8 protein-coding genes are annotated in these 15,345 nt (G+C 45.9%); 4 read left to right on the top strand and 4 right to left on the bottom strand.

The annotated features are described in order from the left end of the window. Window positions 1-151: 151 nt before the first annotated feature. Entirely contained in the window at window positions 152-3,646 is a 3,495-nt protein-coding gene (locus ACSFXN_RS01255; RefSeq protein ID WP_437148395.1) for a DUF6359 domain-containing protein, read from the bottom strand. Between the two features lie 339 nt (window positions 3,647-3,985). On the opposite strand from ACSFXN_RS01255, the gene murJ reads away from it, so the two are divergent. Genes murJ through ACSFXN_RS01275 form a run of 4 tightly spaced genes read left to right on the top strand, consistent with a single transcriptional unit; the run spans window position 3,986 to window position 8,878 of the window. After that, the gene (gene murJ / locus ACSFXN_RS01260) at window positions 3,986-5,491 is read left to right on the top strand and encodes a murein biosynthesis integral membrane protein MurJ (RefSeq protein ID WP_437148396.1); all 1,506 of its coding nucleotides are present in this window, start codon (window positions 3,986-3,988) and stop codon (window positions 5,489-5,491) included. 16 nt (window positions 5,492-5,507) lie between these two features. Further along, complete coding sequence (locus ACSFXN_RS01265; protein ID WP_437148397.1) at window positions 5,508-6,386, top strand: PIG-L deacetylase family protein; 879 nt, start codon at window positions 5,508-5,510, stop codon at window positions 6,384-6,386. A gap of 24 nt (window positions 6,387-6,410) precedes the next feature. Further along, a complete protein-coding gene (locus ACSFXN_RS01270) occupies window positions 6,411-7,871 on the top strand; it encodes an O-antigen ligase family protein (protein ID WP_437148398.1) in 1,461 nt (486 codons plus the stop codon). Then, on the top strand, window positions 7,868-8,878 hold the full coding sequence (locus ACSFXN_RS01275) for a GNAT family N-acetyltransferase (protein WP_437148399.1): 1,011 nt from the start codon (window positions 7,868-7,870) through the stop codon (window positions 8,876-8,878). Before ACSFXN_RS01270 ends, ACSFXN_RS01275 begins: the two co-directional genes overlap by 4 nt. 478 nt (window positions 8,879-9,356) lie before the next feature. On the opposite strand, the gene ACSFXN_RS01280 is transcribed toward ACSFXN_RS01275, so the two are convergent. From ACSFXN_RS01280 to ACSFXN_RS01290, 3 genes are all read right to left on the bottom strand, one after another. Then, window positions 9,357-11,804 (bottom strand): cell wall-binding repeat-containing protein, encoded by a 2,448-nt coding sequence (locus ACSFXN_RS01280; protein ID WP_437148400.1) that lies wholly within the window; start codon window positions 11,802-11,804, stop codon window positions 9,357-9,359. A 600-nt stretch (window positions 11,805-12,404) separates the two neighbouring features. Beyond that, complete coding sequence (locus tag ACSFXN_RS01285; RefSeq protein WP_437148401.1) at window positions 12,405-13,052, bottom strand: hypothetical protein; 648 nt, start codon at window positions 13,050-13,052, stop codon at window positions 12,405-12,407. A gap of 15 nt (window positions 13,053-13,067) precedes the next feature. Beyond that, window positions 13,068-15,341 (bottom strand): cell wall-binding repeat-containing protein, encoded by a 2,274-nt coding sequence (locus ACSFXN_RS01290; RefSeq protein WP_437148402.1) that lies wholly within the window; start codon window positions 15,339-15,341, stop codon window positions 13,068-13,070. Window positions 15,342-15,345: the final 4 nt, after the last annotated feature.

A 15,345-nucleotide genomic window follows, 5' to 3' on the forward strand; every position in this document is an offset into this window, starting at 1 on the left:
CCCCAGATATGGAGCAAAACAGCGGAGACGCCTGCGGGATAGCGAGACAGCCGAGACCCTGCAGGAGCGTAAGCGACGAAGCGGCTTGGCGCTCGCCCGCGGCAAGCGTAGCTGTTTTGCGGAATATCTGTATATAAAGACTTTCGTTCAACTACTTGCTGTTCTTCATCTGCCCATTATTGGATACAACCGTGTAGTTGCCGAGTTCGGTGATGTTCAACGTAAACGTTTTGCCGGTTTTCTCGCCTTGGATGATTTTCCATTTGCCTTTGGCGTCTTCACGGGCGCCGAACAAAATTTTGACGTCTGTATTGAGGTCAAATTCCAGTTCAGCAGCTGCATTGAATTGGATAATCAAATCTTCGCCGTTTTCCTTCACTAGATTTAAGCCCACTTGATCGGCTGTTGTCGGGCGTTTGTCGACTTCGCTTTCGTCGTCATACGCCACTTCCAATGTGAAAGCTCCGTCTGCAGCTGCCGTGATTTGCTGCAGGTTTGCTGCGGACAATGTCAGGTCTGCTGAAGGCATATCGATGACAAGCGCTTTGCCGCTCGCCAGCAATTGTTCAGCTGTTTCTTCATTAAAGTGGATATTCAATTGGCCTTGCTCATCTGCCGGTCCAGCGACAACTACTGCTGCTTCTCCTGAGTAATCAGGGTCCGCTTGCTGTTCACCCGGAACGGCCGGATCTGCCAAGTCGATTTGCAGAAGCAGCGGATCGTGGTCAGATGCGCGTCCATGCTGTTCCATGAACATTGCGTTGATGTGGATCATGTCGACTTCTGTTTTATCGTCCAAGTTATTCGTCACCAGCATATGGTCAAGCACTTGCGAGTTTCCTTGGTAGTAATAAGAGAAACGGTCATCCAGTGGTACATCTTCGACTTTGTTCGCCAGGATGTCGCCTTTCAACGCGTCAAGCGCCGGCGTGAATTCGAAGTCGTTCATATCCCCTGCCACCACTACATTCAAGTCCGGATTTTGCTCCAAGCCTTCTTCAATAAAACCGTTGATCGCTGTTGCCAATTCAATGCGCTCTTCTTCAGAGCCAAGGAATGGCGGCTGGTTCTGGCCGAACAGCGGCTGGTCGCCGCCTTTTGAATTCAAGTGGGCCGCAATGACGACCACGTCTTCTCCTTGGAATTCAAATTGTGCAGCTAGTGGCTTGCGGGTATTCGGCATCGGGATTGGCTGGACGCGCCCAGGGTTCAATGCCAGTTCGCCGTTTACCCATGAGTTGTCGTCGTTGTAATCGCCTTTTGGTGCATCGGAAAGCGTCACGCGTTCCGGGTTATACAGGAATCCGACACGGATATTTCCGCCCGGCTCCCCGCCGTCCTGGTTGTTTTCCGGTGCGATGTCCGTCCATTCGTAACTCGGGCCGCCCGCCGCTTCGATGGCTGCGATCAAGCGTTCATAGCTGGCATCTGCATTCGGGTCGCCTGAATTGATCGGTCCGTTGGAATCTTGCACTTCCACCAATGCGACAACATCCGGTGATTTCAAGTTCTCAACGAACGATTCGCCGAGGCGCGCCGCTTTTTCGTTTGATGTATGGTTCGGGTCAGCTGAGAAGTTTTCCATATTATACGTAGCAACCGTCAACTTGTCTTCGTCTTTTTCGATCCATGTGGTTTCGGGAGCTGTATTGCCTTCAATCAGTTCCGGCAAGCTTGCTCGCTCTGTCCACAATTTATAGTTTCCGAAGCCGAAGCCAAGGACGCCGACGACGTCTCCATTAAAGCGGTCTCCGCCTTTTGCAACGAAACTTTCATCGTTAAAATCGACGGTGATGCGTTCCGGGTTATAGTCGTTTTCGGAAATCAGGATTCCGCCTTGCTTGTGGAAATCCGTGTTTGGTGAGTTTTCTGCTACTACGACCACTTCACCGTAGCCTTGAGGCCCGACGATTTTCGCATTCGGCACGGCCAAGCGCATCAACTCGAGTGACTCCCAAAAATCAATGCCGTCTTGTTCCGGATCGAATGCTGAGAACTGATCGTTGTCGATGACTTCTGTCGGCGGCTGGACATCTTCGCCGATGACAATCGGTTCAGGAAGCGGAGCTGTTCCTGTTTTGACAGTTTCTGTTGCGCGGATGCGCGTAATCGGAAGGTCGTTTTGTCTCATGTCCGAATAGCCTTCCTGGAAATGCTCTTCCACTGTCCCGCTGACTGTCACCACATCGCCGACTTTCAAGCCGTTCGACGCTTTATTGACAATCAATGCTTCTGAAGTGACCAAGTCGTTGTCCGGGTTGGTGTCTTGGATGACGAAGTTCGCTGAGTTGTAGATATGCGTCACGACTCCGACGATTTCGTTGACGATCACGCCTTCATAATCCGAGTAATGGCTTTCGCCTTGGATGTCACGGATTTTCAGGTCTGCTGTTTTCAGCACCGTATAGTCGAATGAAAAGACTTCTGAGGTCTCGTCTCCAACAGCAATCGCTTTGATCACCGTGTCTTCAGTCAATTCAATCGGCGCTGTATAAGGTGTGCTGGCGGCAGTTGGCGTTGAGCCGTCAAGTGTGTAATAAATATTTACGTTGTCCCAGCCGGATTGCAGGGAAATTTTCGTTCCTGCAGAAACGACGCCTGGGAATACGTCTGTGTAAACAGCCGGTTTATTGACCAAGTCAAAGCTGGCGGTGCCGAGTGTTTTTACTTGGTACGTGTTATTGAATTTCGAAGCGATTCCCGATACGTGAATGAGGTCGCCTTCTTTGTATTGCTGCGTGAAGCGGGCGAAATCAAGGCCGTTGCGGTTATCGTTGCGGATGATGACCGACTCGCCGTTTTCCGCAACCGCTGAAAATTCAAATGTGCCAAAATCGTTTACTGATTTTAAGCCAGTGATCGTGACGTTGCGCAGTTCAATGCGCTCGCCTTGCGTTTCTTCATTGACCCCTGCCGGCGTAATGGATTGCGCCTCAGGCAATGGGTTGTTGGATGAAATTACTTCTATTGTATCTGGCTGCAATTGCAGTTCGTTTGAATATAAGGAAGTGCGTCCTGTCAGGCGTACGTTATCCCCAGGACTGACGTTCGCGTTCGAAGTAAAGACATAAAGGCCTGCTGTGCCGTCCTGGATGTAAAAGGCTTTGCCGCCCCAGAAACCGGTTCCAGTTGTCACTGTGCCTTCGACTTCGATCAGCTCGCCGTTAGACGTGCGGGCTTTAGCGATCGAATCGACCGGCGTTGCTTCCGGCGGCGCTTCGCCTTCAGAAAGGATTGTATAAGCTGATGCTGAACGGAGGCCAGGAACAGAGAAATAAGCACTGAGTGTTCCGGTGATGGTCACTTCCGCTTTGAAATTTTGCGGGTTGTCTGCCAGATTCAATCCTGCACGGACAGAACCGCTCGGCAATTGGACGGGCAAGATTTTAGCGGGATCTGTTTCGTCCGGCGAATCCGCCAATCCCACATTGGTAGCCGCCGTGAACGGGGCTTCCTGGTCGTAACTCGTCCCGCTATTAGCGGTCCCTACGACAAATCCTTTCACCGTAGCGGTTCCTGAATTATTGGCAATCGCTTCCGCTACCGTAATCGGTTCTGCGGCTTGCGCTGTCGCCATATACGGCAAAACAGCGGATAATGCCAGTAACAGACTTAGAAAAATCTTGCTGAAGATGCTTTTCGTCAATTTTCTCCACTCCTCAATCTAGAATTGGGATACAACACAATTATACAAGAAGAGATTATTAAGCAGATTAAGTTTTTGTAAAATTTTAACTTCTTTACCCAATGTAACTAAGACCTTTACATATACAGGAATTTTTAATTTCTTTTGCCCTATATGATTTATTAAATTGAAATCAGTGAATTGTAAGCGTTTTCAATAAGGCGGATATGAATTTTTTCGTAACCTATTGTTATATTAGACGTCATAAAAGTGAGATTCATGATAAGATATAAAACGTGTATTGGAAATTTATGAGTTCTTTTTTTATTGGAAAAACATTGTGGAAAGTAGGATTTTGTTTTGGGTAGAAAACTTGCAATAACCAGCATCCTTTTTGTGATTGCTTCTCTTTTCCTGAAAATATCAGGTTTGCTGCGTGATATGATTATCGCCTTTTATTTTGGGGATTCTTATCAGGCGATGGCTTATTTTGCGGCGTTCACTTTACCGAATATGTTTATCCTGTTTTTTGCTACGGGAATGAAGAACGCTTTCGTTCCAAGCTATATACATGCACTGGCTGACGGTAAAGGGCATCATCATTTTTCTCAGATTATCCGCGGCACTGTGCTGCTCGGATTAACGGTTTCTTTAATAGGCATTGCGGCAAGTCCTTTTTTATTGCCTATGATGTTTTCGGAACTGCCCGCTCAAGCGATTGATTTGAGCGTCGCCCTTTCGATCATTTTCTTTATCGCTGTTTTTATGGTTTCCTTGAATTCAGTGTATGAAGCGTATCTGGATGCCGAGAACAAGTTTTCCCTTTCGGTCATCTCACAGATTCTGGTGATTGGCAGCACCATTCTTGGCGCTATTCTATTCGCAGACCAAATCGGCGCCTATTCACTCGCTTTCGGTTACTTAACCGGATCGATTCTGTCGTATATCGTTAAACGCTTATGGTTTATTCCAAAAGAAAGCCATAAAGTGGTCGGGCGGCTCGATTGGAACGAAATAAAGCCATTCTCAATCATCTTTATCCCCGTAGCGATTACGGTGATGGTCGGACAAGTCAATTTGACCATCGACAATATTTTCGCCGGCAGTTTTAGCGGTCAAGCGATCAACTACATAAACTATGCCAAAAACATTGTTCACTTCCCGCAAGCCATCATCGGGGTCACCATCGGCACCATCATCTTCCCGATTTTATCCAAAGCCATTTCAAATAATAATCAGGAAGGCTTCAAGAAAAGCATCGAGTATGGCTTGATGCTGACGCTGCTGGTATTGCTTCCGGCTGTAGCCGGGATGATGTGGCTTATGGAAGATTTGATACATATTGTTTATGAACGCGGTGCTTTTACAGCGGATGCCACGCAAGCAACGGCTGCTGTCGGACATTTGTATTTAGGGTCCGTGCTGTTTTTCAGTTTGCAGAACATCTTGAACAAAGCCTTTTATGCGAAAAAGAAAGGTCATGTCATTTTGCGCATCAGTTTATTTTCCATCGCGTTGAATGTCGCGTTGAATTTCCTGTTCATTGAATTGATGGGGACTTATCTGGCCATTCCGCTTGCCTCTTCCGTTATGGCACTCGTTTACTTTACGTTAAACTGGATCGTCTTCAACCGGACTGAAGGAAAGCTTAAAAATGGCTATTTACTGAAAGATGCATCGAAAATCATCACCGCTACATTGATCATGCTCGCTTCCCTATGGCTGACGGATTTAGCGGTTGGCGAGTTCCATGTGTATATCCGCTTTATCATCACTGTCATTGTAGGAGCCATTGTTTATACCGTTTCGATTCTTCTCCTGCGCACTGCCATTGCCCGTTTTCTATTGACTAAATTGAAAAAGTAAGGAGTTTTAAGCTTTTATGAAACAGGCATTACTCAACAACGCGACTCCTTTTTTGGCGCCAGCCATAAAGGCATCCTTGAAAAAGTTCTACCGATCCGAGAAACAGGTCACGCCATTGGAAAATGCCCGATCGGTACTGGTATTTGCTCCGCATATCGACGATGAAACGATCGGTCTCGGCGGCACCATCAGAAAATACGCATCCAACGGAGCAGAAGTTCATATTGCCGTCATTACCGATGGCAATAAAAGCAATACTTCCGGCAGCGCCAACCAAAGCCTTGCCGAAATCCGCAAAAGCGAACTGGTGTCGATCCAGGACCTTTTAGGCTTTTCTTCTATTATATATATGGAATATCAAGACAGCGCCATGGCTCAAGTCGAGTCTTCTGATCCTTTCAAAAAGCTGATTGATGAGATCAGACCTGACGTAATTTATACGCCAAGTCTGATCGATGCTCATCCCGATCATGTATTCAGCTCTCATTTGGTGGCAGCTGCTTTGAAAAACTCGATCCATCAACCTTCCTTAATAAGGGAATATGAGATTAACTGCCCTGTCCCTCCAGAGGAAATCAATTGTATAATAGACATCACGGATGAATTTGAAGTGAAAAAGCAAGCGACCAGAGCGTTCAAGTCACAAGTCATTGCTTTTGATGGATTTTTAGCTTTGGCCAGCATTAAAGCGTCTTTAGTGTCGGATGCTCGCGTAAAATATGTGGAGACTTTTGTGGAGAATGCTCCAGCGGCTTTTATCAAAGCTGCTGAAAATCTGAAGAAGCAGGACCGCAATTACCAAAATCATTTTAAACAAGCAAACCGTACAATTACGCTTTGGTGGGCTATTTTCAAAAATATCAATTTCAAAAAGGCTTTGTACCAAAGCCGCTAATTATATAAGTATTTGGAGGAAATTATGAACTTTTTAAAGAACGAAAACGAGAAATGGTTTTGGCTGGTTTCATTGCTGGCTTTCATGCTTATAGGCTATACGGGAATTCCGCTGATCGGCTACGTGCTGACAATTCTATTGTTCGCTTACGCATTCTACAACCCAAAGAACGGGATTCTAATGCTGTTTGTCTATATCCCGATCCGTGTCTTTATCATTGAATACAACCCAGGGCTTTCTTATATTACCGATGCTTTAGTGTTCGGTGCCCTTTTTAAAGTATTCTGGATGAATCGCAAAACAATCTCCAACCTTTTTAAATTCAAGACTTTCGAATATGCTTTTTTCGCCTTTTTGGCTATCGGTTCAGTTGCGGCTTTGATCACTGGCGTCAACATCGTCAACATCATCCAGCAGCTGCGCTCGTTCACCATCTTCTACTTGGTGTACTATATTGTTTACCGCCTGCAGATTTCAAGAAAAGATTTGGTCAACCTCATCTGGATTTTCATCTGGACTTCCATCCTGATCTTGATCCAAGCCATGGCTGAGAAATTGTCCATCCGGAATTTGTTTTTGCCGGAAAGCTGGCAAGCGATGGCATTATCAGCTAAGAACCGCGTCCGCATTTACGGCATGCTCGGCAACCCGAACGTATTGGGCATCTACTTATTATTTGCCTTCATCTTGTTCTACACTGCCAAGAAAAAGCTTAGCGAGTTCAACCCGCGCCATATGGATATCCTGAACATCTTCATCGCAGGCATCCTGGTCCTGACTTATTCCCGCGGTACATGGGGCGGCTTCTTGGTTGCAGCCATCGCCTTTGTCTTATTGACCCGCAAATGGAAAATCGGCCTGGATTTCGTCAAGTACTTGGCAGTTGCTTTAGTGTTTGTGGTCTTGCCGCTGAATTTACTGACAAACTATATCGAAAGCACGGATATCGGCAGTGAAAAAGTAAATAATATCCAGCAATTCGATGTGGGTGGCGAATCCGGATTTGCTGATCGCATCGGCAGCACGTTCAGTGAAGAAACTGTAGCAGGCAGCCAAAACTCCGGAAGAATTTACATCGTTAAAAAAGGCTTTGAAGTGTTCAGCGATTACCCGATCATCGGTACAGGATTTGCTACATTTGGAGATTCCACTACATTATCCAGTTCTTCTCCAATTTACAGCGCCTACGAGATCAGCCATAATTTCTATTCGGACAATCAATACATTCAAATTATAGTACAGACCGGAATCCTCGGCGTTATTGCTTTCGCCGTATTCCTATTATCCATTCTATGGCGCTACTTCAAGAAACATAAAGAAAGCTATTTATATGTTCTGACGGTCAGCATCTTGCTTGGCGGATACTTCATGGGTCTTGTATACAATCTGTGGGAATCTGATATTTTCACACTTTCGTTCTTTGTTTTGTTAGCCGCCGCTTCCCGCCGGGAGGACTTTGGAAAACCGATTGGTGAAAAGCTATGATCCGTCTTTTCCAACAAGGAGACGCTGAGAAGATCAATTCTCTGTACCATCGGGTTTTTGGAAAAGCACGCAGCATCGCGGAATGGGAATGGAAGTTTCAACGCCTTTCTTCCCCTCCCGCCATTATCATTGTCGCTGAAGAAGAAGGCGACATTGTCGGCCATGCTGCCTGCTTGAAGATTGAAGCTTGCTACCGCGGGAAGACGCTCTTATTGGCAGAGCGCGTGGACATCATGGTGGACCCCGCTTTTCAAGGCCGCGGCATTTATAAAAAGATCGTTGCCCGCATGCTTGAAGAATGCGAAAGCCAGAACATCGATATCGTTTACGGCTTTCCCGCTCCCAAAGCAAAAGATATTTTCCTGTCATCTGCTAAAGCAGACGACCTTGGCAATGTCCCGAGATTTTTAGCTGTTAATAAACCGGGAACATTGCTCAGCACAAAAAAAGAGCAGCTTTCGTTTTTGAAAGATCCTGCAGATAAGCTGTACAGCCTGCTGAGCCGTAAGAAAACCCCGTATCATTTAAGGGAACTTGGAGCTGCGGATTTGCAGTTGGTTGATGAGTTATATGAGCGCTATGCCGGATCGTATCCGCTTCATGCAAAACGTGGAAGTGACTATGTGAAACGCCGCTATTTGGATCATCCTGAAAGGGATTACCGGGTGTACGCATTGAGTGCCACTCAGGAAGATTACGGCTATGTGGTGCTGCATAAGGAAACTGCAGCGGACGGAATTACTTTTGAAACGATTGTGGATTTATGGGGGCCGAATGACAGCCACCAATTGTCTGTCATGCTCCGTGCCATCCGCTCGCACTCACAGGCTGATGCAATGAATGTATGGGCCGTGAAAGACAGCGCGCGGTACGAAGCGTTGAAGAAAGCTGGGTTCTTTCATATAAATAGCCCTATGCCGTTTGTTATCAAGTCTTTTAATTCCCAGGTGGAAGCCGGGAAAATGGCAGGCTGGCATTTGTCGCAGTCCGATGTAGATTCGTATTAATTGTGTAAATGTAAGCAAGTATAAAACCGGCTGCCCAATGGGCGGCCGGTTTTTAGGTTGTTGGGATATCATTATTTGCTATATCATTTCGCTCTAGGCGGACGCTTTTCGCGGGGTGCGGCCTAAGCCTCCTCGCTCGCTGGCGCTCTCTGCGGGGTCTCAGGACTCGCCCTATTCCCGCAGAAGTCGCCGCCTTCCGCTACATTCAACTTCGTTTTATCACCTTTTGAGATTTTCTGAAATAGGGACTGAGTGGAAAGCTCTCTTATTTGTTTCTACTTTCTAGATATGGAGCCAAACAGCGAGAGAAAATTACCCTGTCTCTGTCTCTGCATCGCTCCGCTAGCTTCGAGACATGAAAGAGCGTTGCATCGCTTTGCTGTTCCGTCGCAAAGACATTGGCGGAATATCGGTTTAGTAATAAAAGGCAACAAAACCGGCAGCCGAGAAATTTTCGGCTGCCGGTTTTTCGTGCTTTTTATCTCTTATGCAATTCCTTGATCACTGCAGGTGATACGGCACCTGTTCCGCCTGTCGTGTAAATGGTTTCGTAATTTGCTGCTAAGTCATCTACTGCTTTGCTAGCAGAATTTTGTTTAACCAATAACATCGGCGCTTCATGATTAGCTGCCAAATTGCTGCCTGCTAATGCATCGGCAAAGCCTGCGCCGTTTGCTGCGAACCCTACTTCAGCTTCCGGGAAATATTCCTCTGCAACTGCTACTGATGTCGCGTAGCGGTCAATTCCGCTGATTCGGCTGGCTCCTGGCAATTCGCCTTGAACTTTCTCTGAGACGGATCCAGTACCGCCAACGATTATAGTTTCTACTACGCCTTCAAGAGCTGCTGCTGTTGCAGCTGGTATTCTGTCTGGACGCGTCAGCAAGATCGGGTGTTCATCTACCGCTGCAAAAGAACTTGCAGACAAGGCATCCGGGAAGTTTGTTCCGTTGACGACTACGGCCGTCTGCCCTGCATTCCCTATTTCTTCAGCCACTTTCGCTGCTGTTTCGTAGCGGTCTTTTCCGCCGAGCCGAACACTTTCCACACCGGCAGCTTTCAGCTCAGTTTCAACTGCTGGTGAAATCGCTCCTGTGCCCCCTAGAATAATGGCTTTCTTTGCACCTAAACGGGCAATTTCCGCTTTGACGCGCTCATCCAATTTAGCGGCGCGCGTCAATAAAATCGGTGCCTCTTCTTTATAAGCCAAAGGTGTTGCTGTCAATGCATCCGCGAAATGACCGCCCTGGGCGATGACAACTGTTTCTGCAGTATCCCATCCTTCTTGAGAGACGGCGATAGCTGTTTCATAACGGTCTTTGCCTGAAAAGCGGACTTGGTTGATGCGGTCTTCGTCACGTGCATCTATTGAATCAAGAGACCTTACATAATCGATAAACATTTCGTAGTCGATAATACCAGGCTCACTTACCCGGCCATCTTCATATACTTCTTTAAATACAGTGTAGCCATCACCGCCTTTTGCAGTGAATGTGTTTGTAGCGACTTTGTAAGTTTTCGCTTCATCCAGCTCGACTTTGCCTTCAGCTGTTTCTGTGAAGACTGTTGATACCCGCTGGCCAACTGGTGCTTTTCCATCATAGTTGAAGGTCAGTCCAGAAAAGTGAAGGAACCCGCCGCTTTGCAATGGATAGTCTTTAACACTGATTTCCAACGCTTGTCTAAGCTCTTTTCCGGTCAGTTCCATGATTGCAAGGGAATTCCCAAACGGCATTACTGTCAAAACCTCACCTAAAGTAATGGGGCCAGCATTAATGGATTCACGGATTCCGCCGCCATTCGTTAACGCAATGCTTGTATCAGGGTCGATTTTTCGGGCTGCTGCCAGCATGCCATCTGTAATCAAATTACCAAGATCTGTTTCGCCTGTGCGCACATCTGCTCGGGCTCCATTTAATGGACTGTCAGTTACTACCCCGATTTCTTCGTTTTTCATTTCTTCGATTTCCGCTTTATAAGGCGCCAGCAGATTTTTTGCGGCTTCGTTTTCAGCTGCGTCTGCCACTTTATGCAATTGGCCGTCAAAAGCTGTGACTACTCCCGCTTCGTTGAACGTGACATCGAGTTCACCCAGGAACTCATTATATTGTTTAGCTTGAACGATTACCGTGCTGCCAGCTTTTACCGGCTTTTGGAGTTCCGTATGGGTATGCCCGCCGACAATCACATCGATTTCAGGCACTGCCGCCGCTAATGCTTTGTCGTTATCGATAGCGGCATTGTCGTCATAACCGATATGCGTCAAAGCGATGACCTTATCCACATCCTGGCTTTTGAAACCTGCGACTGCTTCTTTGGCTGCTGCGATGTAATCTGTAAAAGCAACTTCGTTCGCGCTTGAAATGGTAGCCGTTTCTTCAGTGGTCAAACCGAAAATCCCGACTTTTTCTCCATCTATCTCTTTGATGATTCCTTCATATATTTCCCCGTTCTTAGCAGCTGCTGTATATCCATCTTTTTCAAGAGGCGCTAAATTGGCATCCCCGGAAAAATCAACATTCGCCGCTACAAAAGGAAAATCGGCACCGGCTACAAATTGCGAAAGCCTTAAATGTCCATTTGCACTGGAGCCTAGGTCAAATTCGTGGTTTCCGAAAGTCATGGCATCATATTTCATCAAATTCATGAAAGGAAGATCTGCTTGCCCTTCGTATTTATTGAAATAAAGGGTTCCTGAAAAAACGTCTCCTGCATCCAATAACAAGTTATTCGGATTCGTTGCCCGGACTTGATTGACCAATGTGACCCGTTTGGCTACGTTGTCCAAATTGGCATGTGTATCGTTCGTGTGCATAATTGTCAGATTAAAATCACCTTCGGCTGCTTCGACAGACGTTTCTTGTACTCCCGCCAATGACAAAACCAATGCTGCTGCCATTACTGAAGTAAAAATTTTTTTCGGCATCCCTACACCATCCCACTATTTTTTTAGGCGTCACCTTAAGTTTTCGTATGAGGTGATCAAATAAGGCGATTCTTCCTACTATTCATAATACAATATCTATTATTAAGATAGTGTAAATAATTTAAATTTTTTGTCAATTTTTATATTTTTATAGATACCTTCATTTCTATAAAGTTTAACCGAAGGATGGATCTTTTGTTTACCGCTTCGGCTGCTCTGGGCATGGCTCCCGCAAGAAGCCAGGAAGACCACCTGTCTTCTTGCTTCGCCTAGCCCTGGACGCACCTGCGCTGGATATTTCTTTGCAAAGGCGATAATCGTTCATTCATCTTTCTGATTTTTACTCACCTAGATATGAAGCAAAACAGCGGAGACTCCCGCGGGGCAGCGTAGCGACGAGACAGCCGAGACCCCGCAAGGCGCGAAGCGACTGAGGAGGCTTGGCGCTCGCCCGCAGGAAAGCGGAGTTGTTTTGCGGAATATCGGCATATAAAGTTTTAAATTTCAACTCACTTAATTGAAAAAGCTAACCCACAAAACAAAAAAGCATGGCGCTAATGGATTCCCATTAGTGCCATGCTTGGTTTTATTAGTATAGAATTACTCGTAACTTACCAGTTCCATCTTCGATTCATGAACATTATCCCCGTTTGTCACAGTTGTCTGTTCTTGGATCAAGCCCAGAGACGGCGCATAGTAATTCGAAATAGTCGTCACTTGATCAGAAGTGTCGGATTTCAGCGTTTGCGTGATAACCAGGACATCTTCAAAAGTGCCAGCTGGCGTTTCCAGTGTTTCTGAAGTTCCGGTAATCTGCCATTCGCCTTCTGCTTGGTTCGCCTCATTGATCATGCTGACCGGTGACTCCATCGGAACCAGTCCTTCAAGCGAAAGATCTTTGACGCCTGTCAGTTCGGAAGTTTCCAGAAGCATGTCCATCGTGCTTTCCGTCCATTCGGAAATTTGAACGGTTTTCACATCGCCGAATGTAATGATTTCCAATGCTTTGTTTTCTTCCACTTGTTTTACTTCACGCACCACTTCGAAAGTATCCACTTCGAAGTTTTTCACTAATCCTTGTTCAGGCATATAAACTTGCAGGCCTTCTGGGTCAACGGCTCCTACTTCAGATGCCGATACATGGTTTCCAGAACCGCTGTTGGTTGTTCCTCCGCTTGATTCTTTCACTGCCGTGCCACAGCCGCTGAGCAATAAAGCTGCAATTACCAGTCCACTAAGTTTTTTCATATTATACCCACCTCATTATTTTTGCATTGCGTTGATCGTTGATTTCACTGAATCTGGTATAGTACCGCCGACATAATAGATGCGGTTGATCAGTTTTTCCGTACTGTTCGTTTTCAATGTGTTCGTTAAGGAAGTTGGCATATTACCTTCAGGCACCAGGAATAATGGTGCATTGTAGCGTTTTGTCAATGTTGACGAAACGAGTGCATCCGGATAATTTGCTCCGCTTGATACAATCAGGCTGTTTGAAATGAATTCATCGCTGTAATAATTCAATACAGCTGTAGATGTTTCATAGCGAGTCGGACCGGATAGGCGTAATACTTTATCACTGCCGATCAGTTTTTCCAGATTTGTTTCAATTTTCGTCGGCACACTAGAAGTCCCGCCGATAATGACAATGTCGTCGCCGAATGCATTGTTCAGTCTGTCCGGTGTCGCCAATCTCTCATTGACCAATACGATTGGCCAGTTTTTCACAACCGCTGCACTTGCTGCTGTCAAAGCATCCGGGAAGCCATTTCCGCTGGCTACAAAAACTCCAGAAGTATTTGGCAATTTGCTGTTGATTTTCGCATTTGTTGCGTATCTGTCAGCTCCTGAAAGGCGTTCTACTGTAACACCCATTCCTTTCAGTTTGCTTTCTATCCCTGCGGATAAAGAACCAGTACCGCCGACCATAATAATGTGGTTCGCTTTAAGGCGTTTAATCTCCGCTTCCACATTAGCCGATAAAGTAGCCTGCTTGTTCAGAAGAATTGGCGCATTGCCGTAATGTGCTGCAAGAGGGCCTGCAGACAGTGCATCGGCGTATCCATGGGAAGTTGCAAGTACCACTGTTTTTTTAGCTTTAGTGCTGGCAAAACCTGTAGGGTACAATTGCTTGGAAACTTCGATAGCTGTAGCAATCCGATCCTTGCCTATAATATTTTTCGGGCTATACGTATAAGCAGTGGTTTTCGGATTCGTATAAATCACTTTTTGTGCCCAAATATCAAAGAGTTCAGAGTTCGGCCAAAGCGCAGCATAGCTTCTCGCTTCTTCTCTATTGTAAAAATCAGCCATAACTCCTTTGTCTTTCGAACGGACCACGAAGTTTTTCCGTTGGAAGTTCGACCATAGTATATCTTGGGTTGTATTGTCAATTACTGAAGCTTTGGCAAGTTTTTGCGCATACGCGATGGCTTGGTCTTTTTGATAGAATTTCTTGACGTCATTTTTGCTGCCATCCTGGACGGTGTATTTCAAAGGCATGTAGTTGGACCACACAACATTTCCTGTTGTCGTATGGACAACCCGTGTGTTCTTCCATTGCGCTGCATACTTTTCAGCTTCTTGCTGTGTTGCAAACATATTATTATTGATTTTTACTGCTGAATGGTAAACGCCATAAACAAGCGGTTTTACAACTGGTATCGGAGCTGGAGCCGGTGTTGGCGCTGGTGCCGATGCTGTAGTTTGCACAGCTCCAGTTTTTTTGTATGTTACATAGCTTCCTGATACTGTTTTTGCATAGTTTAAAGCATCCGTTTTAGAAGTATAATGGCGCAAGGCTTTGCCGTTCGCATCATTTACCACGTATACATTAAAGAAGCTATTAACACCTTTTGCAAAAGAAACAGCAACCTTTTGCTGGAATTCTGCAGTCTTAATCATTCTTTCTTCTGTCGGATTAGACATATACCCCACTTCCAAAAGGACTGCTGGCATTTGCGCATTCCGCGTTACGTATAAACTGTTTGGGACAATCCCCCGTCCTTCTCTTACTCCTGAAGAAATAACGGAGTTATGAGTCACATTAGCCAAACGCTGGCTTTCAGGCGAATAATGGGCCTGCATTTTATCAGGCGGATAATTGTAATCCGTATAAGCTTTATTGAAGTAATAAGTTTCATATCCACCGTAAGTAGGTGAAGTTGTCGCATTATGGTGAACCGATACAAATACGCTATTGTCGTTGTTGCCGACAGCCATGTTATTGGCTACTCTCATGCGCGATATCAAATCGCTGCTTGACGAATAGGAATTGAAATGGGTATCTGCGGTGCGAGTCATTTTAACTGCGAAACCTAGTTTTTCCAGTTCCGACTTTATTCGCTTAGAAATTTCCAGGTTGGCGTGTTTTTCATAATAACCGGTTCTGTTCCCTGAATAGCCGGCCGTACCGCCGTACATTCCGCCATGGCCAGGATCTAGAATAATAGTCGGTTTACCGGCGGCTGATGTGTCTTTCGGACTAAAGCTAATAGCAAGCAGCAGTATTAACACGAATAAAATTTTTGTTTTCAAGTTA

The sequence above is a fragment of the Planococcus sp. 1R117A genome (assembly GCF_051417975.1).
Classification (GTDB): Bacteria; Bacillota; Bacilli; order Bacillales_A; family Planococcaceae; genus Planococcus; species Planococcus shenhongbingii.